This is a genomic window from Bradyrhizobium sp. LB14.3 (assembly GCF_040547985.1).
Taxonomy (GTDB): Bacteria; Pseudomonadota; Alphaproteobacteria; order Rhizobiales; family Xanthobacteraceae; genus Bradyrhizobium.
This window is the reverse complement of the sequence record NZ_JBEPQT010000024.1, coordinates 75,951-98,799: the sequence shown is the minus strand read 5'-3', so window position 1 is coordinate 98,799 and position 22,849 is coordinate 75,951. Positions and strand designations below refer to the sequence as shown.

The 22,849-nt window shown below is 65.1% G+C and carries 21 protein-coding genes and 1 pseudogene; 14 read left to right on the top strand and 8 right to left on the bottom strand.

Translation table 11 applies throughout. The features are described 5' to 3' along the window. The 4 genes and pseudogenes from ABIB00_RS30905 to ABIB00_RS30890 all read left to right on the top strand — a co-directional run. Positions 1-123, top strand: a pseudogene (locus ABIB00_RS30905) (chemotaxis protein CheW); the annotation flags it as partial. Positions 124-194: 71 nt separating this feature from the next. After that, complete coding sequence (locus ABIB00_RS30900) at positions 195-560, top strand: response regulator (protein ID WP_007600538.1); 366 nt, start codon at positions 195-197, stop codon at positions 558-560. Between the two features lie 75 nt (positions 561-635). Further along, a complete protein-coding gene (locus tag ABIB00_RS30895) occupies positions 636-1,835 on the top strand; it encodes a protein-glutamate methylesterase/protein-glutamine glutaminase (RefSeq protein WP_354106960.1) in 1,200 nt (399 codons plus the stop codon). Continuing rightward, positions 1,832-2,704 (top strand): CheR family methyltransferase, encoded by an 873-nt coding sequence (locus ABIB00_RS30890; RefSeq protein ID WP_247348971.1) that lies wholly within the window; start codon positions 1,832-1,834, stop codon positions 2,702-2,704. Before ABIB00_RS30895 ends, ABIB00_RS30890 begins: the two co-directional genes overlap by 4 nt. Before the next feature lie 43 nt (positions 2,705-2,747). Here the strand turns inward: ABIB00_RS30890 and ABIB00_RS30885 are convergent, their stop codons facing one another. The 4 genes from ABIB00_RS30885 to ctrA all read right to left on the bottom strand — a co-directional run bounded on the left by ABIB00_RS30885 (position 2,748) and on the right by ctrA (position 5,588). After that, positions 2,748-3,908 carry a glutathionylspermidine synthase family protein gene (locus ABIB00_RS30885; RefSeq protein WP_354106959.1) on the bottom strand — a complete coding sequence of 387 codons (1,161 nt, stop codon included), beginning with the start codon at positions 3,906-3,908 and terminating at the stop codon, positions 2,748-2,750. 3 nt (positions 3,909-3,911) lie between these two features. Then, on the bottom strand, positions 3,912-4,313 hold the full coding sequence (locus tag ABIB00_RS30880) for a hypothetical protein (RefSeq protein ID WP_354106958.1): 402 nt from the start codon (positions 4,311-4,313) through the stop codon (positions 3,912-3,914). A gap of 1 nt (position 4,314) precedes the next feature. Then, positions 4,315-4,719: a DUF350 domain-containing protein gene (locus ABIB00_RS30875; RefSeq protein WP_247348967.1), complete on the bottom strand. Its 405-nt coding sequence runs from the start codon at positions 4,717-4,719 to the stop codon at positions 4,315-4,317. 167 nt (positions 4,720-4,886) lie between these two features. Next, positions 4,887-5,588, bottom strand: coding sequence for a response regulator transcription factor CtrA (gene ctrA, locus ABIB00_RS30870; RefSeq protein ID WP_007600544.1), 702 nt, complete (start codon positions 5,586-5,588; stop codon positions 4,887-4,889). Positions 5,589-6,039: 451 nt separating this feature from the next. Between ctrA and fliI the strand changes: the two genes are divergently transcribed. The 6 genes from fliI to ABIB00_RS30840 all read left to right on the top strand — a co-directional run bounded on the left by fliI (position 6,040) and on the right by ABIB00_RS30840 (position 12,242). Next, the gene (fliI, locus tag ABIB00_RS30865; RefSeq protein WP_247348966.1) at positions 6,040-7,365 is read left to right on the top strand and encodes a flagellar protein export ATPase FliI; all 1,326 of its coding nucleotides are present in this window, start codon (positions 6,040-6,042) and stop codon (positions 7,363-7,365) included. 121 nt (positions 7,366-7,486) lie between these two features. After that, positions 7,487-7,906: a flagellar export protein FliJ gene (gene fliJ, locus ABIB00_RS30860; RefSeq protein ID WP_007606301.1), complete on the top strand. Its 420-nt coding sequence runs from the start codon at positions 7,487-7,489 to the stop codon at positions 7,904-7,906. A 180-nt stretch (positions 7,907-8,086) separates the two neighbouring features. Then, entirely contained in the window at positions 8,087-8,632 is a 546-nt protein-coding gene (locus ABIB00_RS30855) for a sigma-70 family RNA polymerase sigma factor (protein ID WP_247348965.1), read from the top strand. A 66-nt stretch (positions 8,633-8,698) separates the two neighbouring features. Next, the gene (locus ABIB00_RS30850) at positions 8,699-9,763 is read left to right on the top strand and encodes an anti-sigma factor (protein ID WP_354106957.1); all 1,065 of its coding nucleotides are present in this window, start codon (positions 8,699-8,701) and stop codon (positions 9,761-9,763) included. Positions 9,764-9,920: 157 nt separating this feature from the next. Beyond that, positions 9,921-10,880 (top strand): helix-turn-helix transcriptional regulator, encoded by a 960-nt coding sequence (locus ABIB00_RS30845; RefSeq protein WP_354106956.1) that lies wholly within the window; start codon positions 9,921-9,923, stop codon positions 10,878-10,880. Positions 10,881-11,021: 141 nt separating this feature from the next. After that, positions 11,022-12,242, top strand: a complete 1,221-nt coding sequence (locus tag ABIB00_RS30840; protein ID WP_354047544.1) for an NAD(P)/FAD-dependent oxidoreductase — start codon at positions 11,022-11,024, stop codon at positions 12,240-12,242. Between the two features lie 980 nt (positions 12,243-13,222). On the opposite strand, the gene ABIB00_RS30835 is transcribed toward ABIB00_RS30840, so the two are convergent. Both ABIB00_RS30835 and flhA read right to left on the bottom strand, forming a co-directional pair. Next, positions 13,223-13,423: a hypothetical protein gene (locus tag ABIB00_RS30835; protein ID WP_247348961.1), complete on the bottom strand. Its 201-nt coding sequence runs from the start codon at positions 13,421-13,423 to the stop codon at positions 13,223-13,225. Between the two features lie 294 nt (positions 13,424-13,717). Continuing rightward, positions 13,718-15,859 (bottom strand): flagellar biosynthesis protein FlhA, encoded by a 2,142-nt coding sequence (gene flhA, locus ABIB00_RS30830; protein WP_247441161.1) that lies wholly within the window; start codon positions 15,857-15,859, stop codon positions 13,718-13,720. Positions 15,860-16,443: 584 nt separating this feature from the next. On the opposite strand from flhA, the gene ABIB00_RS30825 reads away from it, so the two are divergent. Beyond that, positions 16,444-17,709 carry an MFS transporter gene (locus ABIB00_RS30825; protein ID WP_354106955.1) on the top strand — a complete coding sequence of 422 codons (1,266 nt, stop codon included), beginning with the start codon at positions 16,444-16,446 and terminating at the stop codon, positions 17,707-17,709. On the opposite strand, the gene ABIB00_RS30820 is transcribed toward ABIB00_RS30825, so the two are convergent. Beyond that, positions 17,706-18,113, bottom strand: a complete 408-nt coding sequence (locus ABIB00_RS30820; protein ID WP_354106954.1) for a DUF4864 domain-containing protein — start codon at positions 18,111-18,113, stop codon at positions 17,706-17,708. The genes ABIB00_RS30825 and ABIB00_RS30820 overlap by 4 nt on opposite strands. Positions 18,114-18,165: 52 nt before the next feature. After that, entirely contained in the window at positions 18,166-18,804 is a 639-nt protein-coding gene (locus ABIB00_RS30815) for a TetR/AcrR family transcriptional regulator (protein WP_354106961.1), read from the bottom strand. A gap of 240 nt (positions 18,805-19,044) precedes the next feature. Between ABIB00_RS30815 and ABIB00_RS30810 the strand changes: the two genes are divergently transcribed. Genes ABIB00_RS30810 through ABIB00_RS30800 form a run of 3 tightly spaced genes read left to right on the top strand, consistent with a single transcriptional unit; the run spans position 19,045 to position 22,848 of the window. After that, positions 19,045-19,542, top strand: a complete 498-nt coding sequence (locus ABIB00_RS30810; protein ID WP_354106953.1) for a (2Fe-2S)-binding protein — start codon at positions 19,045-19,047, stop codon at positions 19,540-19,542. Further along, positions 19,539-20,594, top strand: a complete 1,056-nt coding sequence (locus ABIB00_RS30805; RefSeq protein ID WP_354106952.1) for an FAD binding domain-containing protein — start codon at positions 19,539-19,541, stop codon at positions 20,592-20,594. Before ABIB00_RS30810 ends, ABIB00_RS30805 begins: the two co-directional genes overlap by 4 nt. After that, positions 20,587-22,848, top strand: a complete 2,262-nt coding sequence (locus ABIB00_RS30800; RefSeq protein ID WP_354106951.1) for a xanthine dehydrogenase family protein molybdopterin-binding subunit — start codon at positions 20,587-20,589, stop codon at positions 22,846-22,848. Before ABIB00_RS30805 ends, ABIB00_RS30800 begins: the two co-directional genes overlap by 8 nt. Position 22,849 lies beyond the last annotated feature (1 nt).

The following is a 22,849-nucleotide window of genomic DNA, read 5'->3' as shown; positions in this document are numbered from 1 at the left end:
GTCAACCTCGATCCCCGCATGGCCAAGCTCGCCGGCGGCGTCCACCGCCTCGACGGACAGCTCATGGTCGTCCTCGACGTCGATCGCGTCCTCGAGCTCGCGCCCGAGATGATGGCGGCCTGATACGGCGGCACTACCGCCGACGTACCTGCAATTGGAAGTGCCCCCGCAAAGGGGGAGAAGCAGAGGTTCACATGCGAACTTGTCTCGTCGTTGATGATTCCAGCGTCATCCGCAAGGTTGCGCGCCGGATCCTGGAAGGCCTCGACTTCCAGATCCTCGAAGCGGAAGATGGTGAGAAAGCGCTGGAAGCCTGCAAGCGCGGCCTGCCCGATGCAGTGCTGCTCGACTGGAACATGCCCGTGATGGACGGCTACGAGTTCCTCGGCCATCTCAGGCGCATGCCCGGTGGCGACCAGCCCAAGGTCGTGTTCTGCACCACCGAGAACGACGTCGCGCACATCGCGCGCGCACTGCACGCCGGCGCCAACGAGTATATCATGAAGCCGTTCGACAAAGACATCGTGACGGCGAAATTCCAGGAAGTCGGGCTTATCTGAGCGACCGCCCGGAGGCTGAACGGATCCTTCGGCGTTTGTTTTCAACTCAACCGTTTCAGTCCGAGTTGGTGAGTAATGAGCGTTGCGTTCGCAGGTAATTCGACCACGGGTTCGTCGCGCGAGGCCGGCCCATTGCGGGTGATGATCGTCGACGACTCCGTCGTCATTCGCGGTCTGATCTCGCGCTGGATCGGTGCCGAGCACGACATGGAGGTCGCGGCCTCGCTGCGCACCGGGCTCGAGGCGGTCAACCAGATCGAACGCATCAACCCTGATGTTGCCGTGCTCGACATCGAAATGCCCGAGCTGGACGGCATCTCGGCGCTGCCGCAATTGCTGGCGAAGAAGCGCGATCTCGTCATCATCATGGCCTCGACGCTGACCCGCCGTAACGCGGAGATCAGCTTCAAGGCGCTGTCGCTCGGCGCGGCCGACTACATTCCGAAGCCGGAATCGACGCGCGAGGCGTCGGCTGCGGACATCTTCCACCACGACCTGATCCAGAAGATCCGCCACCTCGGCGCACGTCTGCGCCGGAAGCCCGCCGTTGCGAGCCCGCCGCTGGCGCCCGCAAGCCCGGCATCGGTCGCACGTGGACCGGCTGTCGCGCGGCCTGTTACGCCCGCACCGGCTCCGGCCATACATGCCCTGTCGTCGGGTCCGCTGACCACGCGTCCGTTCTCGACCCAGGCGCCGAAGGTGCTGCTGATCGGCTCATCGACCGGCGGTCCTCAGGCGCTGATGGCGCTTGTCACCGAGCTCGGTCCGGTGATCGACCGCTTCCCGGTGCTGATCACCCAACACATGCCGCCGACCTTCACGACCATCCTTGCCGAGCATCTGGCACGCACGAGCCGCAGGCCAGCGGCCGAGGCGGTCGATGGCGAGCCGGTAAAGCCGGGCCGCATCTACCTTGCGCCGGGCGGCAAGCACATGCGCGTCGTGCGCAGCGGCGCCGACGTGGCGATCGCGCTCGACGACGGCCCCGCCGTCAATTTCTGCAAGCCCGCGGTCGACCCGCTGTTCACCTCCGCCATCGACATCTGGCATGGCGCCATCCTCTCCGTCATCCTGACGGGCATGGGCTCGGACGGCATGCGCGGCGGCAAGGACGTCGTTGCCGCCGGCGGCAGCGTCATCGCGCAGGACGAAGCCACGAGTGTGGTCTGGGGCATGCCGGGCGCGGCGGCCCATGCCGGCATCTGCGCGGCGATCCTGCCGCTCAACCAGATCGGCGCCCGGGTCAATCGCCTGTTCGCAGGAGACCGCTCGTGACGCCGGTCGACTACGACTATCTGCGCAAGTTCCTGAAAGAGCGCTCCGGCCTCGATCTCTCCCCGGACAAGCAGTATCTGGTTGAGAGCCGTCTGCTGCCGCTGGCCCGCAAGGCTAGTCTTCCCGGCATTCCCGATCTCGTGCTGAAGATCAGGAACGGCGACGGGCGGCTTGCGACCGACGTGGTCGAAGCGATGACCACCAACGAGACTTTCTTCTACCGCGACAAGATTCCGTTCGATCACTTACGCGAAACCATCCTGCCGGGTCTGCTTCGGGCGCGCGCCGCGCGCAGATCGCTGCGCATCTGGTCGGCGGCGTCGTCGACGGGGCAGGAGCCCTATTCGATCGCGATGTGCGTGAAGGAGATGGGCACAGCCTTCGCCGGCTGGCGCATCGAGATCGTCGCCACCGATCTGTCGCAGGAGGTGCTGGAGAAATCCAAGGCCGGCGTCTACAGCCAGTTCGAGGTGCAGCGGGGCCTGCCGATCCAGCACCTGATGAAATACTTCACGCAATCGGGCGACATCTGGCAGCTCAATGCCGACATTCGCGCGATGGTGCAGTTCCGCCAGCTCAATCTGTTGCAGGACTTCTCCCATCTCGGCACGTTCGACGTAATCTTCTGCCGCAACGTGCTGATCTATTTCGACCAGGACACCAAGGCGGTGATCTTCGAGCGCATGACGAAGGGACTGGAAGTCGACGGTACGCTGCTGCTTGGCGCCGCCGAATCCGTCGTCGGCATCACCGACGCGTTCCGCCCGATCGCCGACCGCCGCGGTCTCTATCAGCTCAACCCGACGCGCTCCGGCCGCCCGATGGGCGGATTGATGCCGCCGTCGTTGAAGGTCGCCGCGGCGCGGTAAACTGTCTTCCTTGTCCCCACAAGGTGAGGGGGAAGAGCGTAACTCACAAAATCGCATGCGGCAGAAACCGCGAGCCGTTGCCGGTGATCGGGCTTTCATCCTCGCGGATCGACAGGCCGCAGGGTTCGTGATTCACCAGCCAGCTTCCCACCACCGGATAGAAGCCTGAAAAATTCGGCAGCGGTGACAATGCCTGCCGCACAAATCCTTCGGCGCCGTAAGGGCCGGCCTGCTCGTCGAGCGGCATGCCGTCAGACACCAGCGTGACATTGGCGCCTTCGCGCGACAGCAGCGGCTTGCGCACATAGGAGCTTCCGAGCTCGGCCGCCCGCGGATCGTCCTCGAAGAAGGCCGGCAGCAGATGGGGATGGTTCGGAAACATCTCCCAGAGCAGCGGCAGGATGCCCTTGTTCGAGAGCACCGCCTTCCACGGCGGTTCGATCCAGCGCGTCGTTGCGTCCTTGAGCTTCGCGCCGAAGGCGTCGTGGAACATCCATTCCCAGGGATAGAGCTTGAAGGCGAGCGCTATGTCGCGGCCGTCGATATCGACGAAGCCGCCGGCCTGGTCGCGCCAGCCGATCGCCTCGATGTCGAGCAGTGTGGTTGTCAGTCCCGCCTGGCGCGCCGTGTCTTCGAGATAGGCGAGCGTGCCGGCGTCCTCGTCATTGCCTGTGGTGCCGGCGAGATGGACATGGCGACCTGCGGCAATCTGCTTCCACGCTTCGATCAGCCGCTCGTGGATGGAGTTGAACTGGTCAGCGCGTGACGGGATGATTTGGCGATCGATCGCCTGTTCGACCCAGGTCCATTGAAACACCGCGGCTTCGAAAACCGAGGTCGGCGTATCCGCGTTGTATTCGAGCAGCTTTGCCGGCCCCTTGCCGTCGAATTTCAGATCGAGCCGGCCATAGAGGCTGCGGTCGTCTCGTGCCCAGCTTTCGGCGATCAAGCTCCAGAACGCGTCCGGTATCTTCAAGCGCTGCAGATGGCGCTCGTCGCCGATCACGCGGCCGGCAAGCTCCAGGCACATCGCGTCGATCTCGCCGGTCGGCGTCTCGATGCCGCGCTCGATCTCGTCGAGCGTGAAGGCGTAGTAGGCGCGCTCGTCCCAATAGCGCTCGCCGTCGATGGTGTGGAAGGCGAAGCCGTATTGTTCGGCAGTCTGCCGCCAGTCGTCGCGCTCGGGGCAGACGATGCGTCGCATGGATCAGCCGCCACCCGAAAAGCCGTGACCAAACGAGCCGAACCCGCCGCGGCTCACGCCGCCGGAGCCTGAATCGGACGACGTTCCCGACGAGGAATGGCTCGAGGAGTCGCTGCTGAAGAAACTCGATCGCGACGACCAGCGCGAGCCGCCGCCTGACGATCCGCTTCTGCTGCTGCACGCGGCGCTTGCCTGCACCGGCGCGGCTCCGGGGACTGTCGCCCCGGTAGCAGAGGGCTCGCAATTCTGCCGCGGCATCAGCGTGTAGGCGGTGGCGCCGACCGCGATCGTGCCCATCACCAGCAGCGCGACATGGCCGGAGCGCTTTACCGGCTGTTGCGGAGGCGGCGGTCCCGCCGCCGGCCGGCGTTTGCCGAACTCCTTTTTGGAGGGCCTGTCCGCCATGTCAGTAGATCATGCAGGCGGCGTTGAGCAGGCCCGCGGCGAGCGACGACAGCCCGAGCCAGATCGCGGGCGCGAGCTCGCCGGCGGCGATCCGCGCCGACAGGTTCGGCACCGGCACCTTCACCAGAAAGAACACGACGATCTGAACGAGCAGCCCGATCATCGCCCAGATCAGGCAGTCCAGCACATTGGCCGAATGCGCGATGGCGCTAACCAGCGGCGCCACGAAGCCCAGCAGGCTGAGGCCGAGCGCGATCGCGGCAGCCGGATCGTTGTCGCGGATCAGCTGGAATTCGTTGTGCGCCGTGATGCGGGTGTAGACGAACAGATACGCCACGATCGCGACCAGCCCGGTGCAGAAATAGACCAGGAAGGCGGGCAAGCCGGCCAGTGATTGCAGGATCATCGTTCCCCCATCGTGCAGCGACCATTCGTCGGCGGGGGAAGGATAGCGGTTCAATGGCGGGCGGACGATGAGGCCGCGTTCGTGTCCCCAAAAAACAAAAACCCCGCCATTTGCGGCGGGGTCCAGGCTGGGAGGAGCAAGCCCCTGGGGCTTGCGACGTAAACTGATCAGGCGGGGATGCGCTCTTCGACCTCGTGCGGCTCGCGCAGCACGTAGCCGCGGCCCCACACGGTCTCGATGAAGTTGCGGCCTTCCGAGGCATTCGCGAGCTTCTTGCGGAGCTTGCAGATGAAGACGTCGATGATCTTCAGCTCCGGCTCGTCCATGCCGCCGTAGAGGTGGTTGAGGAACATTTCCTTGGTGAGGGTCGTACCCTTGCGGAGCGAGAGCAGCTCCAGCATCTGGTATTCCTTACCGGTCAGATGCACGCGCTGGCCGCCGACTTCGACCGTCTTGGTGTCGAGGTTGACGACGAGGTCGCCGGTCTGGATGACCGACTGGGCGTGGCCCTTGGAACGGCGCACGATCGCGTGGATGCGGGCAACCAGCTCGTCCTTGTGGAACGGCTTGGTCATGTAGTCGTCGGCGCCGACGCCGAGACCCTTGACCTTGTCCTCGATGCCGGCGAGGCCGGAGAGGATCAGAATTGGTGTCTTGATCTTGGAGACCCGGAGCTGCTTGAGCACGTCGTAGCCGGACATGTCGGGCAGGTTGAGGTCGAGAAGGATAATGTCGTAATCGTATAATTTACCGAGATCGACGCCTTCTTCCCCCAAATCGGTCGTGTAGACGTTGAAGCTCTCAGACTTCAGCATCAGCTCGATCGACTGCGCGACGGCGCTGTCATCTTCAATCAGCAAAACGCGCATGCCAGTTCCCCATAGTCGCCGCTCCTGGGCGTCAGGTCGGCCGCATTCGCGGCACACAACAAAACGCCTTTGAACAACTGATTCGGATCCTGACAACAGATGGTTAACAAATTCTGATTCTGGAACGCAAGCCCTGTAGATGCAATTTTGGTCGAATCGCCCTAAGGTCTTGTGTGCGAAGCAGCTTTCGTTATCCGGTTGCGTTCAAGTTCCACTTTAAGAGACGGGCCTAACCGACTCCCGCGACTCAACCTTCTTCTGAAGGGGAGTCACGCTCAGTCACAAAGACAGTGACGCAATGATTAACGATGCGGGTAAACACGAAGTTAAGCGCCGTTCAGAAATATGGCGAAATTTAAGGTTTTCGCCACGAACCCCCCGGGATCGCGCAGGCGATCACCCCATCAAGGCCCTCTTATGAAGGCACTCTCTTAATGAAAGCTCTTGCCGAATGAAGGCGCTGGCCGAACAGATCGGCGATATCGACGGCGTCAATATTTATGGCCGTGTGGTCGGCGTGCGCGGCCTGATGGTCGAGGTGGCCGGCCCGATCCACGCGATGTCGGTCGGCGCGCGGCTCGTGATCGAGACCGGCGGCAACCGTTCCATCCCCTGCGAGGTGATCGGCTTCTCCGGCAACAATGCCGTCGTGATGCCGTTCGCCGGCCTCGATGGCGTGCGGCGCGGCTGCAAGGCCGTTATCGCCAATTCCGCAAATCAGGTGCGGCCTTGCGCGGCCTGGCTCGGCCGCGTCGTCAATGCACTGGGCGAGCCGATCGACGGCAAGGGGCCGCTGCCGCAGGGCCCGGCGCCAATGCCGTACCGCAATTCGCCGCCGCCGGCGCACTCGCGCAAGCGCGTCGGCGCGCCGCTCGATCTCGGCGTGCGCGCGATGAACACCTTTCTCACCTGTTGCCGCGGCCAGCGCATGGGCATCTTCGCAGGGTCCGGCGTCGGCAAATCGGTGCTGCTGTCGATGCTCGCGCGCAATGTCGATGCCGCGGTCAGCGTGATCGGGCTGATCGGCGAACGTGGCCGCGAGGTGCAGGAGTTCTTGCAGGACGACCTCGGAGAGGAGGGCCTGGCGCGCTCCGTCGTCGTGGTCGCGACCTCTGACGAGCCGGCGCTGATGCGCCGTCAGGCCGCGTATCTCACGCTCGCGGTCGCCGAATATTTTCGCGACGAGGAGCAGGACGTCCTGTGCCTGATGGACTCGGTGACGCGCTTTGCCATGGCCCAGCGCGAGATCGGCCTGTCCGCCGGCGAACCGCCGACCGCCAAGGGCTATACGCCGACCGTCTTCACCGAGCTGCCGAAGCTTCTGGAGCGCGCCGGACCGGGCCTGGGCGAGGGCGCCATCACCGCGATCTTCACCGTGCTGGTCGACGGCGACGACCATAACGAGCCGATCGCGGATGCTGTCCGCGGCATCCTCGACGGCCACATCGTGATGCAGCGCTCGATCGCCGAGCGCGGCCGCTACCCCGCCATCAACATCCTCAAATCCGTCTCCCGCACCATGCCGAAATCGGCCGACCCGCAATTCTGGCCGACCATCCAGCGGGCGCGCCAGGTGATGGCGACCTATGCCGACATGGAGGAATTGATCCGGCTCGGGGCCTACCGCGCCGGCTCCAGCCCCGAGGTCGACGAGGCGATCCGCCTGCACGAGCCGCTGGAGGCCTTCCTGCGCCAGCGCAAGGACGAAAATGCATCATTGGCGGACGGCTACCGCCAGTTGGCGCTAATCCTCGGCAATTTGGAAACGGAACGCTAACTTTGTCCCGTCATCATCCCATCCCACAGAGTAGCAGAGCCGGTCTTGGCCCCAGTCGGGCCCGTGGGGAGACCGGTGTTGTCCCACGTGCAGCCAAGGGACTTCTGGGGAGTACGAGTCGATGAAGTCACGTGATACCCTCATTCGCCTGAAGAAATTTCAGGTCGACGAGAAGCGCCGCCGGGTCACCCAGATCGAGACCATGATTGCCGACTTCCAGCGGATGTCGACCGATCTCGAACGCGAGATCTCGACCGAGCAGGAGCGTGCCGGGATCAACGATCCCTCGCACTTCGCCTATCCGACCTATGCCAAGGCGGCGATCCAGCGCCGCGAGAACCTGACCCGTTCGGCCGACGAGCTGAAGGGCCAGCTCGACGAAGCCAAGGCCGCTCTGGCCGAAGCCTTTGAGGAACTGAAGAAGGTCGAGCTCCTCGACGAGCGCGACCAGGCCCGCGAACGTGCCGAGGAAAACGCCCGCGAGCAGGCCGACCTCGACAGCATCGGCCTGATGCGTGCCCGCATGGGCGCCGTTGCCTGAGGCACTAGCCGCCAGACCTGCGAGAATTTTGCAGAACCCGGACCCGGAAGGGCCGGGTTTTCGCATGTGCTGTCCACAGCGTGGCGACGCGCCCCCTTGGTGGTCGGCTTTGTCGCGCGCTATGGTGGCGGAGTGCCAGAGCCTGCGCGGAACGCGACGGGCCGCGCATTGGGGGGCTGAATGCTGACGCCAGCAGAGCTGGTCGGGCTGATTGGGGCGGTAGCGCAGGGCGATCAGGCCGCGTTCGAACGCCTCTACGTCGCCACGCGCGCGAAACTCTTTGGCGTCGTGCTCCGTATCTTACGCCGACAGGATATCGCAGAGGAGGTCATTCAGGAGACCTACGTCAAGATCTGGAACAGCGCCGGCCAGTTCAATCCCGCTCTTTCGTCGCCGATTACGTGGATGGCGTCGATCGCGCGCAACCGCGCCATCGACATCGTGCGCAAGAAGACGGAAGTCTCCATCGAGGAAGAGCCGCAGGCGATGGAAGTCGCAGGCGACAGCCCCGATCCGCTGGCGCGGAGGGAGATGACCGAGGAATTGAAGCGGCTCCTGGAATGTATCGGCCGGCTCGAGCCGGACCGTCAGAGGCTCGTGCTTCTCGCCTATTACAACGGCTGGAGCCGCGAGCAATTGGCGGAGAAATTCGCGGTGCCCGTCAACACGGTGAAGACGTGGCTCCGCCGCAGCATGTTGGATATTCGCGCATGTCTTGGACTATGAGGCTTGGGCTATGAGGGCTTGGGCTATGAGAGCTCATACTGTGAGGGTGGGTCTGGACTGCAAGTGATGGCCTATACGGAGGACCATATCGCGCTCGCCGCGGAATATGCGCTCGGTACGCTCGACGCCGACGAGCGCGCGCAGGTCGAGACCATGATGGCGGTGGACGAGGCGTTCGCCGAGATCGTGCAGGCGTGGGCGTACCGGATCGGCGTGCTCAACCAGATGGTCGGCTCGATCGAGCCGCGTCCGATCGTGTGGGAGAACATCAGGTCCGAGCTCGCGCGGACGGACTTTGCGCAGGAGCCGCCGGCGCTGCAGGACGTCGCGCCGCCGCTACCGCCATCTGTGCCGGAATTATCCTCGCTCGACACCGTGCCTCCGGAGCTGCCGTCGCAGGATATGCAACAACCGGGGCCGCAGCCTCCCGAAGCGGAGCAGGGCGAAGCGGTGCGCTCCGAGCGCGACGCGATTCCCGACGTCGTGCCGATATTCATGCCGCAGGTCCATGCGCCAGACCCGCAGGTCGCGCGTGTGCCGCCGGCGCCGGTCGCCGACAACAGCAATGTGATCCGGCTCGAGGGCCGTGTGAAGCGCTGGCGCACCATCGCATCCGCCGTCGGTGCACTCGCGGCCGCGCTGCTCGTGACGCTGTCGCTTCAGATATTCCGGCCCGAGGCGCTGCCGGGCGGCTTGCGTCCGCCCGTGCGCATCCAGACGGTCGAGGTGAAGACACCGGCGTCGCTTCCGCCTTCGTCGCAATACGTCGCGCTGTTGCAGGGCCAGGGCGGCGGTCCCGCCTTCATCCTCACCATCGACGGTGCGTCCAGGAATTTTACCGTGCGCAAGGTCGGCGCGACGCCGGAGCCCGGCAAGAGTTTCGAGCTCTGGCTGATCTCCGACAGGCTGCCGGGCCCGCGCTCGCTGGGCGTGATCGGCGCAGGCGATTTCACCGCACGACCGGTGCTCGGTTCGTACGATGCCGACGTCGTCAACGGCGCGACCTACGCCGTCACTGTCGAGCAGACGGGCGGCTCGCCCAACGGGCAGCCGACCTCGGCGCCGGTATTTTCCGGCAAGCTGATCGAGACCGTGCCGCCGTCCCAGCCGCAGGCGCCCGCGAAGAAGTAGACGCGCGCTGTCGCCACGGTCCGTCCCGCCGTCGCATCCCGACAAGTCCCGCCGAATCCGCCCTCGATTTGAACCTCTGCGCATTTCGCCGCGTCAAATGCCCGGAATTTGCAGTCGGCGCCGCCGATCATGGTGCCGGAGAGGGGCGAGAAATCAGATGGATGCAGCGAAAACGTCGGGCATCTTCGTTCACCAATATGCAGGGCTGCCACACGGCCCGGCCTTCGAACATTGGCGCGAGCGGACCTTCGGTTGCTGCGGCCTGGATATCGGGCCGAGCCGGGGCGACAGCATCGATTGCCGGCTCCAGGTCAGCGTGGTCGATAATATCGCGCTCGCCATTCCCGAAGGTGCCTCCGCGCAATATTCACGCACCCAGAGCCACCTTGCCGACGGCAGCGACGATCTCGTCCTGATCGCGGGCCATGCGGGCCTCGTCCGCGTCGGGCAGAACGGCCATGCCGTGGAGCTTGCACCCGCGCAGATGGTGCTCGTCGACATGGGCATCACCGGCACCGTCGGCCATAGCGACGAAGATCGCTTCACCACCATCCGCATGCCGCGTCGCGCCCTGCTCGAGATCAATCCGCGCGCCGAGGACAAGCTGTCGCAAGTGCTCTCGGACGGCGCGGTCGCCGAGACGATCTTCCGCTACCATTCCCTTGCCGCCCATCAGGCGCCGCATCTCGATGCCGTCGGCCAGCGCCTCACCGCGCAGCACATGGTCGATCTCGTCGGCCTCCTGCTCGGCACCGACGCCGAACATGCAAGTCTCGCGCGCGGCCGCGGGCAGGCGGCGGCCCGCCTCGATCTCATGCGCGCCGACGTGATGGCTGCGCTTGGCCGCAACGATCTCTGCCTGTCCGAGATCGCCACGCGCTCCGGCCTGAGCCCGCGCCAGGCACAGCGCCTGTTCGAGCAGGCCGGAACGACCTTTACCGAATTCGTGCTGGAGCAGCGCCTGCTGCAAGCGCGCAAGCTGCTCGGCGATCCTCGCGCCAGGGTCCGCAAGATCAGCGACATCGCGCACTCATCAGGCTTCTCCGATCTGTCCTATTTCAACCGTGCCTTCCGCAAGCGCTTTGGCGCGACGCCGTCGGAACTGCGCGAGGCCTGAGCCGCGCTGAGAATTTGTGCTGCGCGCCGGTGCCACCGCAGTTGGTCCGCCCGGCCGGATGAGCTATACCTGTCTGAATGGTCAGACGGCTTGATCGTTCGTCGCTTCGTCGTCGCTCTCTTGGGAATGCAGTCAACGGACATGGCGCGTATTGTCGTGCTCGGCGCCGGGTTTGCAGGTCTGTGGGCGGCCATCGGTGCCGCACGCAAGCGCGACGAGATCGGTGCGGCCGGTCGTGACATCGAGATCTGTGTCGTCGATCGCAATCCCTATCACAACATCCGCGTTCGCAATTACGAGGCCGACCTCAGCGAGGTCGCGCTTCCGCTATCGCAACTGCTCGATCCGATCGGCGTCCGTCACGGGATCGGCGAGGTCGAAGCCATCGATCCGGCCCGGCGCGAGATTTCGCTGGTCACGGGTAGCGGCGACGAGACGCTGGCTTATGACCGGCTGGTGCTGGCGCTCGGCAGCGAAGTGATGCGTCCCGCCATTCCTGGCCTTGTCGAGCATGCTTTCGATGTCGACACCTATCCTGCGGCGCTCCGCCTCGAGGGTCATCTCACTTCGCTCGGACGCAGCGCGCCTTCGCCGGGGCGCTCGACGGTCGTCGTGGTCGGCGCCGGCTTCACCGGCATCGAGGTCGCGGCCGAGATGCCCGACAGGCTGGCGCGCGCCGGCATCACCGGCAGCCGCCGTATCATCCTCGTCGATCCCAATCCGGCGGTGGGCGCCACCATCGGCGCGCACGCGCGTCCCGTGATCGAGACGGCGTTGGCCTCGCTCGACGTCGAGACACGGCTTGGCGTCCGCGTCGTCTCCGTCGAGGCCGCCGGCCTGCGCCTGAACTCGGGCGAGTTCATTCCGACGCGGACGGTGATCTGGTGTGCCGGGATGCGCGCGAGCCCCCTGGCGGCGAGCTTTCCGGACGCACGCGATCGCCTCGGGCGCCTTCTCGTCGATCCCCTGTTGCGGGTTGCGGATGTCGGCGGTGTGTTCGCCGCCGGCGACGTCGCCTCGAGCGTGGTCGATGGCTTGCATCCGACCGTGATGTCCTGCCAGTTCGCGCGTCCCATGGGCCGCTTTGCCGGCCACAATGTCGTCGCCGATCTCGCAGGCCTGCCGATGCTGCCGCTGCGCATCGACTGGTACGTGACCGTGCTCGATCTCGGCGGCTGGGGCGCACTCTATACGGAAGGATGGGACCGCGAAGTCCGTGCTATCGGCGCGGCCGCGAAGGCAACCAAACAGACCATCAACCGCAAGCGTATCTACCCGCCGCTCTCGGGGCGCAAGGACGAGCTGTTCGCCGCGGCAGCGCCGACAGTGCAGGCGCCGCCGCCGACTTATGGGGCGCGGTAGGCATCTGATCGGTGGCCGGTTAGAGCACGACGGCCGGGCACCTCCGTCATGGCCACCCCGTTACTGCATCTACAAGCCCTTGCGTTGCGCGACGGGCAAAACACGCGAGTGGTGGGTCAACACCATCGTCGATAATATTCCACTTTACCGAAATTCGGAAACGGCGTATGTCTCGCCTCACTCCGGCCCAAGGAAGAGGGGCGTATCGCGATCGTCACGAACGCGGGCCGGACGGCGGCGGACGCTGATAACATCGGCGCGAACGGCTTCGCAGGGCGGGCAACCGTGAGCGAAGACCTCGCGCACACGACCGGTGTGATCGGCGTACGGCAAAATCGTGTGGTCCTGGCGCCCGGGGTCTGTGCGCCAAGTCTTGCGGTGATGTGGCGGCCCGACCGGGTCCGCGCATCAGCCATCCGCAAGGCGACGGGGGCAATAGTGCATCGCTCCCCGAGGAGAGCACGGCATAAGCCGTAAAACCGCTGCGCAGGGAAGGCCGGTTGTTTGGCTTCACCTGTATGCCGCTGTGCATTTTTCTTACGACAACTTCGCACAGTGGACCGCGGGTGCCAGCCGGCACCCGGTCTTCCCTGCGCCCTCAATCGAGGGCAAGGCGACGAAGCAAAGCTCGGGCGAAATGCGCCGCGAGAGGGCGAAGGTGTGTCTACTGAAGAGAGGTCTCGTGCCCCGGACGCTGCGCAGCACGAAGTGATGCGCTGCAGAGCCGGGGCCCATGCATCAGCGGTTTGCGTGGCCTTCTGGGTCCCGGCTCTGCGCAGCAGCGTAAGAACGCTGCAGCGCGTCCGGGACAGGAGAGATGAATTCAGTCACGCGACGGAGGTACCTCCAGACATGAGAAAGCGCCCGTGGGGGGCGGGCGCTTTCTGTAGTCGACTTGGGGTTGGGGTCGTCTACATATCCACGTGGCGACTTTGGGGGGCTGATAAAGAGCCGCGTGAATTCCTGAAACTCAAATCTCCTTAGCGAACGAGCGAAACGTTCGAGCTGGTGATAGCGACCGGCTTGCCGGCCTTCATGACGCGCGCGGTCTGGGTCAGGCCTTCGTCTGAACTCGTACGCGCCGTGATGCCGAGACCCGCCACCACGATGCCGGCGACAAGCGCAACGACCACGATCTTGAGGTGGGTCGACCGATCTGCGCTGTAAATCGAGTGGTTCATGGAAGGCTCCTGCCGCCATCTACCCGAAGTAGTCGCCCGCTTGTTTGGACAGGTTCATACTCCCGGTGCCCAACAACCTAGTATTGGGCGGATTCGTTCCCAAGAGGCGATCACAAGAGCGTGACAAGACGTGAAGAACCGCGATCAAAAACGGCCCTTGTTCGTGCGATTTCGCAATTATTTCAAAGCGGTAATGTATCCGTCCGGTGCCTTGCCAGCCGTTCGTCGACAAGGCGCCCGAAACTGAAAAACCATTTGCCTGTGGCCAAAAAACACACGGCTTCTTAAGGCAAATCAGATGCTTCCGACTGTTTTCAACCTCGCCCGGGGGTGGATTTCGGCCTGCGACAGCACCGTCGTCTGGGCACGGAACCGCTCGACCAGGGAGCGCACGAAGGGACGAATTGCCGCAGAGGTAACCAGCACCGGGGCCTCGCCTTCGCGCGCAGCCCGCTCGAAGGCCTCGCGCACGCCGGTCATGAACTCCGACAGCTTTGAGGGCTGCATCGCGAGGCTGCGCTCTTCGCCTTGGCCGATAATGGATTCGGCAAAGGCTTGCTCCCAACGGGCCGACAGCGCAATCAGCGGCAGGTAGCCGTTGTAGGAGGTGTTCTGCGCACAGATCTGCCGTGCCAGACGGGCGCGGACGTGTTCGACCATGGTGGCGGGATTGCGCGAGAAGGCGAGCGAGTCGGCGATGCCTTCGAGGATGGTCGAGAGGTCGCGGATCGAGATGCGCTCGGCGAGCAGCAGCTGCAGCACGCGCTGGATGCCGGAGACCGTGACCTGTCCCGGCACGATGTCCTTGACCAGCTCGCCCTGCTCCTTCGGCAGCTCCTTGAGCAGCTTCTGCACCTCGCCATAAGAGAGCAGGTCCGACATGTTGGCTTTGAGCAACTCGGTGAGGTGGGTCGAGAGCACGGTCGCGGCATCGACGACGGTGTAGCCCTTGAGCGAGGCCTCCTCCTTGAGGCTGGCATCGACCCAGGTCGCGGGCAAGCCGAAGGTCGGCTCGGTGGTGTGGATGCCGGGCACCTGCACCTGGCTGCCGCCGGGATCCATGACCATGAACTGGTTTGGCCAGATCTTGCCGGTGCCCGCGTCGACCTCCTTGATCTTGATGATGTAGGTGTTGGCTTCGAGCTGGACGTTGTCGAGGATGCGCACGGCCGGCATCACAAAGCCCATCTCGATCGCGAGCGAGCGGCGCAGCGCCTTGATCTGCTCGGTGAGGCGGTCGGTGCCGTCGGGGCCGTTGACGAGCGGCAGCAGGGCATAGCCGAGCTCGATCTTGAGGTCGTCGATCTTCAACGCCGAGGAGATCGGCTCCTCCGCCGCAGCGGAGCCCGATGCGCCCGGCGTTCCCGGAGCGGGCGCAGCCTTGGCGGCTTCGTCGGCCTTGGCGGTCGCCCGCTTGCGGTTGCGCGCGTTCCAGGCAAGGGCGCCGGCGCCGGCGCCGAGCGCCAGGAAGGGGATGGTCGGAATGCCCGGCAGCGCGGCCAGCACCAGCATGACCGCCGAGGACATCGCGAGCGCCTGCGGATAGCCGGAGAACTGCTTCATCAGCGCCTTGTCGGCGGCGCCGGAAACGCCGGCCTTGGAGACGAGCAGGCCCGCAGCGGTCGAAACGATCAGCGCCGGCACCTGGGTGACGAGGCCGTCACCGACGGTCAGCAGCGTGTAGCTGCGGCCGGCGTCGGCAAAGGAGAGGCCCTGCTGCGCCACGCCGATGATCATGCCGCCGACGACGTTGATGAAGACGATCAAGAGGCCGGCGATGGCATCGCCGCGGACGAACTTGGAGGCACCGTCCATGGCACCGAAGAAGCCGCTCTCGTCCTCCAGCTCCTTGCGCCGCTCCTTGGCGACCTTCTCGTCGATCAGGCCGGCGGAGAGATCGGCGTCGATCGCCATCTGCTTGCCGGGCATGGCGTCAAGGTGGAAGCGGGCCGCGACTTCGGCGATACGGCCCGAACCCTTGGTGATGACGACGAAGTTGACGATGATCAGGATGGCGAACACGATGATGCCGATGACAAAATTGCCGCCCATCACGAAGCTGCCGAAGGCCTCGATGACGTGACCGGCCGCGTCCGTGCCCTCATGCCCGTGCGACAGGATCAGGCGGGTCGAGGCCATGTTGAGCGACAGCCGCAACATGGTCGAGATCAGCAGGACAGTCGGGAAGGCGGAGAATTCCAGCGGCGTCTGGATGAACAGCGACGTCATCAGGATCAGGATCGAAAGCGTGATCGAGATCGCCAGGAACAGGTCCAGCACGATCGCGGGCAGCGGCAGGATCAGCACCACCAGGATGGTGAGGACGCCGAGCGCCAGCGCGATGTCGCCGCGCCTGAGGATGTTGCCGATCTCGGCAAGGGTGGGGAAGCCGGCATTCGTGCTGCCTGCGCCCTGTCCCGCGGTGACATCGACCATGGTAGCTGCCTCTCCGCGCGACTGCCGTCCGCGCGCCCCAAACGTCTGCGCGGCGGCCGAAGGGCCGCCGTTCCGAAAGTGAGGCACCGCACTGGCGTCCACAGGGAACTCCCCGTTCTACGCGGCTGACGACACTCGACTCCACTCGGCAATTCTTGCCGGGTGTATGGTTAGCAAAGTGTTAACAGAGGGTGCGGCAGGAGGCCGGACCGGGGTATTTCGCGGCAGGTCAGGGACGAAAATCGTCATGCCCCGGGCTGGTCCGGACAGGCCCGGGCAATTCATCCCTGATCTGTCTGAAGACCACAGGTCCGCGCGCGCAGATGCGCGCTCGTCCTGACGTAGCCTTGCCGTGGTGATGATGCGGAGCGGGCGCGTCCTGCGCGGCGGTCTGGTGATGCGCATGTGCCCGCATGGTCGTGCGAGGAATCGCCATGCATATGGCTCGTCTGCATCTTCTGATGCCACACGCTGATTGCAAATTAATGGCAAACGGTGCGTTCGCCAAGCGCCTTCTTACCGCAGTGCACCGTGCATGCCCAATATCGCGCCACAATGCTTGACCCTGTGGCGATCCGCGGGCCATGGTCCCGCCCGTGCACGCACCAAATCATTCAGGACAAACGCCCGAGACATTCAGCCCTGATTCGCGTCAGGCCTGGATGCGGCTTGCCATTGCGCTTCTGATCGGCTCGATCGGCGGCGTCGGCATGTGGGCCATCGTGGTCATGATTCCCGCGGTGCAGACCGAATTCGCCGCCACGCGCGGCGCGGTGTCGCTGGCGTTCACTCTCATGATGTTCGGCTTCGGGCTTGGTGGCGTGATCGCCGGCAAGATCACGGATCGCTTCGGCATCGTGTGGGCGATGGCGATCAGCATCGCTTTCCTCGGCGTCGCCAATGTGCTCGCGGGTCTGTCGACCCAGCTCTGGCAGTTCGTGGCGGCGTATTTCCTGATCGGGCTCGGCACCTCCGCAACCTTCGCGCCGCTGATGGCTGAGGCCTCGCACTGGTTCGAGCGCTATCGCGGCCTTGCCGTGACCATCGTTGCGAGCGGCAACTACGTCGCCGGCACGATGTGGCCGCCGATGGTGAATTGGGGCATGCAGACGATCGGCTGGCGCTACACGCATATCGGCATCGGCCTCGTCTGCGTGAGCTTGATGACCATCCTGGTGCTGGTCCTGCGCACGCAGATGGGCGACGACAAGGTGCGCAATCATGCCAATGCTCCGCCGCCGCGGGTCGATCTCAAGCTTTCGACCAACACGCTGACGGTGCTGCTCTCGATCGCCAGCATCTCCTGCTGCGTGGCGATGGCGATGCCGCAGGTGCATATCGTCGCCTATTGCGGCGATCTCGGCTACGGCGTGGCACGTGGCGCCGAGATGCTGTCGTTGATGATGGCCTGCGGCATCGTCAGCCGGATCGGCTCGGGCTTCCTTGCCGACAAGATCGGCGGCATCCCCACGTTGCTGATCGGGGCATTGGCGCAAGGCTTTGCGCTGGTGTTCTATTTGTTCTTCGACAGCCTCGCCTCTCTCTACCTGATCTCCGCGATGTTCGGCCTGTTCCAGGGCGGCATCGTACCGAGCTACGCCATCATCGTGCGCGAGGCGATGCCGGCGAGCCAGGCCGCAACGCGCGTCGGCATCGTGATCTTCGCCTCGGTGTTCGGCATGTCCTTCGGCGGCTGGGTGTCCGGGATGATCTTCGATGCCACCGGCTCCTACGCCGCAGCGTTCGCGAACGGCGTGGCGTGGAACGCGCTCAATATCGGCATCGTCTTGACGCTGCTGATCCGCTCGCGGATGAATGCCGTCAGGACCGGCCCGGGTTTTGCGACCTAGACTGCCTGTCCCGCCTTCAGCAGCGAACAACCCGTGATCTTGTAGCTGCCGTCCGCCTGCTGCTCGAGCGTGTAGAGCGCTTCCCAGGCCTCGCCATTGGCATCGATGATATGGACGTGCTGGGCAATGCGGCTGCCCTCGCTCTTGCTATCACCGAATTCAAAGCTCTTGTGCCGGTAAACCGGCGCGTAGCCGTTTTGCACCATGGACATGAAGATATCGGGCGCGGGGAATAACTCCCTGACCGCCGGGGCGGCGTAGGAATAGGCGGCTGCCGCATCGCCGCGGCCGAACGCCTGCTCCTGGGCGCGAATCACGCCCTGCGCCGTTGCGACATCGTCGGCGCGTGCCGAGACAGAGCTGAAGGCGACAATGAGACAGACAAGCAAGGCGGCGATGCGCATGACAGGCTCCGCGTTGATATCCGGCGGCGCCGATCCTAGCACATCTGCTCAGCTATCGCTTCCGTTTCGCGACCGGCTTCGCCGCTCTTGCGGCGGGAGCCTTGGCTTTCGCGACCGGCTGTACGCGCAAGCCGTCGACGAACACGTCGAGCATCCGCAGCACCGAGGATTGCCAGCCGGGCTGGTCGTGCATGTAGCACATGCCGACGAGGGCCCGCAGCAGGTCCTCCGGACTGACGTCGCTCCGCATCTGGCCCGCCGCGACCGCGCGGTCGAGCAGCGAGCCGATTGCCTTGGTCAGACGGTCCATCGAGAAGGCAGCCAGGTCCGACGAACTCTGGAACGTCAGCGCCAGCGCGGCCGACATGCCCTTTTTCGTGGCAACGAATTCGACGTTGGAGCGCAGCCAGCGCCGCAGCGCATCGACCGGGTCCTTCGCATTCTTCAACTGCTCGGCAAGCTCGCTGAGGTGTTCGACCTCGCGCCGGTACACCGCCTCGAACAAATCCTCGCGCGTCGGGAAATGGCGATAGAGCGTGCCGATGCCGACGCCGGCGCGTTTTGCGACGGCCTCCAGGCTCGCCTCGGGGCCGCCCGCATTGAACACGGCTTTCGCCGCCTCGAGCACGCGCTCGCGATTGCGCAGGGCATCGGCGCGGGGCTTCCGGGTCTGGGCGGTGTGCTCGTCCATCCACGCAATGTAGATCACGAATTGGTTAGATTGAACCCTTGGCTAGCTGCATCGCGTTGATGCGCACGGGCTTTTGACGAATTCCAAATATTTCCTGCCGGCCCTTGTTAAGCGGAGGCTGCCTCCGTATCTTCGCGGAAGACGTTGGCTCGGATAATGTCCGGGCGGCGCGTATCGACGGCGGCCACGGCGGTGGCGCGCCGCGCGATCACTCATGTCCATCTCTGATCGGAGCCTTGTATGAACCACTCCATCAGCCTCACCGTGAACGGTGCGCGGCGCGAATTCGTCCTCGACGATCCGCGCGTCACGCTGCTCGATCTCCTGCGTGAGCGCCTCCATCTGACCGGAACCAAGAAGGGATGCGACCGTGGCCAATGCGGCGCCTGCACCATTCTCGTCGACGGCAAGCGCATCAACTCCTGCCTCGCGCTCGCCATCAGCCATGACGGCGCCGACATCCTCACCATCGAAGGCGTCGCGCGCGGCGACCAGCTTCATCCCGTGCAGGCTGCCTTCATCGCCCATGACGGTTTTCAGTGCGGATTCTGCACGCCCGGCCAGATCATGAGCGCCATCGGCATGATGAGCGAGGCGCAGGCCGGCAACGATCCCGAGCGCATCCGTGAATGCATGAGCGGCAACCTGTGCCGCTGCGGCGCCTATGCCGGCATCGTCGATGCCGTGCTCGACGCCCAGGCCGGCATGGATGAATCCAATCAGAGGCGCTCCGCATGAAGCAATTTGATTATGTCAGACCTGTCACGGTCGCCGAGGCCGTCGCTGCCGCCGCGCAGCCGGGTGCGACCTATCTCGCTGCCGGCACCAATCTGCTCGATCTGATGAAGGGCGGCGTCAGCCGTCCGGATCGTCTGGTCGACGTTACGCATCTTGAAGGGCTCGACCGGATCGAGCGCCTCGCCGACGGCGGTGTGCGCATCGGCGCATTGGTGGGCAATGCTGATCTGGCGCATGACGCGGACTTTGCAAGGTCCTATCCGGCCGTCGCTGAAGCGCTGCTCTCCGGCGCATCGGCGCAGCTGCGCAATGCGGCGAGCGTCGGCGGCAATCTCCTTCAACGGACGCGCTGCGCTTATTTTTACGACACGGCCAGCCGTTGCAACAAGCGCGAGGCCGGCAGCGGCTGCGACGCGCGCGACGGCGAGAACCGCACCCATGCCGTGCTCGGCTGGAGCGAAAGCTGCATCGCCACGCATCCGTCCGACTTTTGCGTACCGCTGGTCGCGCTTGACGCAATCGTCGAGATCGAGGGCAGGAACGGGCGGCGCGAGATCGCGCTCGACGAACTGCACCGTCTGCCCGGCAATACGCCCGAGCATGAATCTGCACTCGAGCCCGGCGACCTCATCGTCGCGGTGCGTTTGCCGCCCGCGGCCCGCGGCTTTGCCGCGCATGCGCGCTATCTCAAGGTCCGCGATAGAACCTCCTACGCCTTCGCCGTCGTCTCCGCTGCGGCTGCGTTGCAGATCGAGAACGGCAAGATCATGGAGGCGCGGCTTGCGCTCGGCGGCGTCGCCGCAAAGCCTTGGCGCGTCCGCGCCGCGGAGGACGTGCTCAGGAATGTTGCGCCTACGGTGGACGCTTTCCAGGAAGCCGCCCGGCGCGCGCTCACCGACGCAAAGCCGTCCGGCGACAACGCCTTCAAGATCGAGCTCGCGCGCCGCATCGTCGTGCGCGCGCTGACCCTCGCCGCCGCCGGTACGCCCGCGCGTATCCCCGCGCTGCCGGCCTCTCCCTTTGCCTCGACGTCCGGAGCCATTCATGCCTGAGCTAAATCTCACCAGCGCGCCTGCTCATCTGCGCCACGGCTCGAATATCGGCCAGCCTCTGACCCGCCGCGACGGGGTCCTCAAGGTCAAGGGGCAGGCGACCTACGCCGCCGACAATCATCCGCCCGGCATGCTGTTTGCGGTGATGGCCGTCGCCGGCATTTCGCGCGGCCGTGTGATCTCGCTCGATGTCACTGCTGCCAGGCGACATCCCGGCGTCGTCGATGTCATGACATCAGACCACAAGCCCGAACTCGCGATCGACCCAGAGATCAAGACCAACCCATTCGTGTTCAGGATGGAGGTATTGCAGAGCAGTGAGGTCCGCTACGCCAACCAGCCCATCGCCGTCGTGATCGCCGAGACGCTGGAAGCGGCCACGGAAGGCGCGGCGTTGCTGGCGCCGCGTTATGAGACGCTACCAGCGCTCGTCGGTCTCGATGCCGGCGACAGCTTCGTGCCGCCGGTTGTCGGCGTCGGCAATCCGACCGAAAATCACCGCGGCGACGTCGAGGCCGGCCTTGCTGCTGCCGAGAAGCAGATCGACGCGATTTACGAAACGCCGCCGCAATATCACAACGCGATGGAGCCGCATGCGATCGTGGCAAGCTGGGATGGCGACAGTCTGCAGATCGACATGCCGACCCAGGGTCTCATGCTGTCGCTTGAGCGTGTTGCCGAATTGTTCGGCATCGCGCACGACAAGATCCACATCCGCAGCCCGTTCCTCGGCGGCGGCTTCGGCTCGAAGGGGCTCATGGCTGGTCCTCCGGTCCTCGGCATCATGGCGGCAAAGCTCGTCGGCAAACCGGTCAAGCTGGTGCTGCGCCGCGAGCAGATGTACGGCCCGGTCGGTCATCGCGCGCCGACGCGGCAGCGGCTGCGCATCGGCGCCGACGGCGAGGGGCGCCTGACCGCGCTCGATCACCATGCGAGGACCGTGTCGAGCACGTTCGACGATTTTTACGAGCCCGCAGCGGATGCCTCGCACACGCTCTATGCAGCGCCTGCAATCCGCACCTCGCACGACGCCGTGCGCGTCAACACAGGCACGCCGCTATTCATGCGCGCGCCCGGCGAGGCGACCGGATCGATCGCGCTGGAGAGCGCGATCGACGAGATGGCTTGGGCCTGCGGCATCGATCCGCTCGCCTTCCGCCTGAAGAATTATGCCGAGGTCGAGCCGATCACCGGCAAGCCGTTCTCGTCCAAGGCGCTGCGCGCCTGTTACGAGCAGGGCGCGGCGCGGTTCGGCTGGGCGAAGCGACCGCTTCAGCCGCGGCAGACGCGCGACGATGCCGGCCTCCTGGTCGGCTGGGGCATGGGCACCGCGACCTTCCCGGCGCTGATGTTCCAGGCCGAAGCGCGTGCGGTGCTTCGCCGCGACGGCTCCGGCGCGATGGAGATCGGCGCGCATGACATGGGGCAGGGCGCCTGGACGGCGCTCGCGCAGATCGCGGCCGACGAACTCGGGCTTGATATCGACCGCGTCGAGTTTAAGGCGGGTTCATCCGACCTGCCCGATGCCGGCATTGCCGGTGGCTCCGCGCATACGGCGACCGCAGGTGCTGCAATCCACAGCGCCGGCGCGGCCGTGATCGCAAAGCTCGCCGATCTCGCCACCAACGATGAGCGCTCGCCGCTGTTCGGTGCCGGCAATGCCGGCGTGATCGCGCGCGATGGCAGGCTGATCCGACGCGACGACGAAAGCCGCGGCGAGGGCTATTCCGAGATTCTCGCGCGCGCCGGCGTTGCCGAGGTCGAGGCGCGCGGCACCGGCGCGCCGAATCCGGCGGCGATGGAGGAGTATGCGATGCACGCCCATGGCGCCGTGTTCGCGGAGGTAAAGGTCGATCCCGAACTCGGCCAGGTCCGCGTCACCCGCATGGTCGGCGCCTTCGCCGCGGGGCGTATCGTCAATCCGCGCATGGTGCAGAGCCAGCTGTTCGGCGGGATGATCTGGGGCATGTCGTTCGCGCTGCACGAGGAGGCCATCACCGACCGCCGCAGCGGCCGGATCATGAATGCCAATCTCGGCGAGTACCACATCCCGGTGAATGCCGACGTGCCGCCGCTCGACGTGGTCATGGTCGAGGAGCACGATCCGCATGTGAACGCGCTCGGCATCAAGGGCGTCGGCGAAATCGGCATCACGGGCAGCGCAGGCGCGGTCGCCAACGCGGTCTGGCATGCGACCGGCGTGCGTGTGCGTCGTTTCCCGATCCGGATCGAGGATCTGTTGACGCAGCTTTGAA

What these genes read in the sequence shown, in the direction of transcription:
- fliI (WP_247348966.1), top strand. Translation starts at nt 6,040, where the DNA reads ATGAAGGCGCTGGCCGAACAGATCGGCGATATCGACGGCGTCAATATT.
- ABIB00_RS30885 (WP_354106959.1), bottom strand. Translation starts at nt 3,908, where the DNA reads ATGCGACGCATCGTCTGCCCCGAGCGCGACGACTGGCGGCAGACTGCC.
- ABIB00_RS30820 (WP_354106954.1), bottom strand. Translation starts at nt 18,113, where the DNA reads ATGCGCATCGCCGCCTTGCTTGTCTGTCTCATTGTCGCCTTCAGCTCT.
- ABIB00_RS30850 (WP_354106957.1), top strand. Translation starts at nt 8,699, where the DNA reads ATGGCCTATACGGAGGACCATATCGCGCTCGCCGCGGAATATGCGCTC.
- ABIB00_RS30840 (WP_354047544.1), top strand. Translation starts at nt 11,022, where the DNA reads ATGGCGCGTATTGTCGTGCTCGGCGCCGGGTTTGCAGGTCTGTGGGCG.
- ABIB00_RS30835 (WP_247348961.1), bottom strand. Translation starts at nt 13,423, where the DNA reads ATGAACCACTCGATTTACAGCGCAGATCGGTCGACCCACCTCAAGATC.
- ABIB00_RS30805 (WP_354106952.1), top strand. Translation starts at nt 19,539, where the DNA reads ATGAAGCAATTTGATTATGTCAGACCTGTCACGGTCGCCGAGGCCGTC.
- ctrA (WP_007600544.1), bottom strand. Translation starts at nt 5,588, where the DNA reads ATGCGCGTTTTGCTGATTGAAGATGACAGCGCCGTCGCGCAGTCGATC.
- ABIB00_RS30825 (WP_354106955.1), top strand. Translation starts at nt 16,444, where the DNA reads ATGGTCCCGCCCGTGCACGCACCAAATCATTCAGGACAAACGCCCGAG.
- ABIB00_RS30880 (WP_354106958.1), bottom strand. Translation starts at nt 4,313, where the DNA reads ATGGCGGACAGGCCCTCCAAAAAGGAGTTCGGCAAACGCCGGCCGGCG.
- ABIB00_RS30815 (WP_354106961.1), bottom strand. Translation starts at nt 18,804, where the DNA reads ATGGACGAGCACACCGCCCAGACCCGGAAGCCCCGCGCCGATGCCCTG.
- ABIB00_RS30800 (WP_354106951.1), top strand. Translation starts at nt 20,587, where the DNA reads ATGCCTGAGCTAAATCTCACCAGCGCGCCTGCTCATCTGCGCCACGGC.
- ABIB00_RS30875 (WP_247348967.1), bottom strand. Translation starts at nt 4,719, where the DNA reads ATGATCCTGCAATCACTGGCCGGCTTGCCCGCCTTCCTGGTCTATTTC.
- fliJ (WP_007606301.1), top strand. Translation starts at nt 7,487, where the DNA reads ATGAAGTCACGTGATACCCTCATTCGCCTGAAGAAATTTCAGGTCGAC.
- ABIB00_RS30900 (WP_007600538.1), top strand. Translation starts at nt 195, where the DNA reads ATGCGAACTTGTCTCGTCGTTGATGATTCCAGCGTCATCCGCAAGGTT.
- ABIB00_RS30855 (WP_247348965.1), top strand. Translation starts at nt 8,087, where the DNA reads ATGCTGACGCCAGCAGAGCTGGTCGGGCTGATTGGGGCGGTAGCGCAG.
- ABIB00_RS30895 (WP_354106960.1), top strand. Translation starts at nt 636, where the DNA reads ATGAGCGTTGCGTTCGCAGGTAATTCGACCACGGGTTCGTCGCGCGAG.
- flhA (WP_247441161.1), bottom strand. Translation starts at nt 15,859, where the DNA reads ATGGTCGATGTCACCGCGGGACAGGGCGCAGGCAGCACGAATGCCGGC.
- ABIB00_RS30810 (WP_354106953.1), top strand. Translation starts at nt 19,045, where the DNA reads ATGAACCACTCCATCAGCCTCACCGTGAACGGTGCGCGGCGCGAATTC.
- ABIB00_RS30845 (WP_354106956.1), top strand. Translation starts at nt 9,921, where the DNA reads ATGGATGCAGCGAAAACGTCGGGCATCTTCGTTCACCAATATGCAGGG.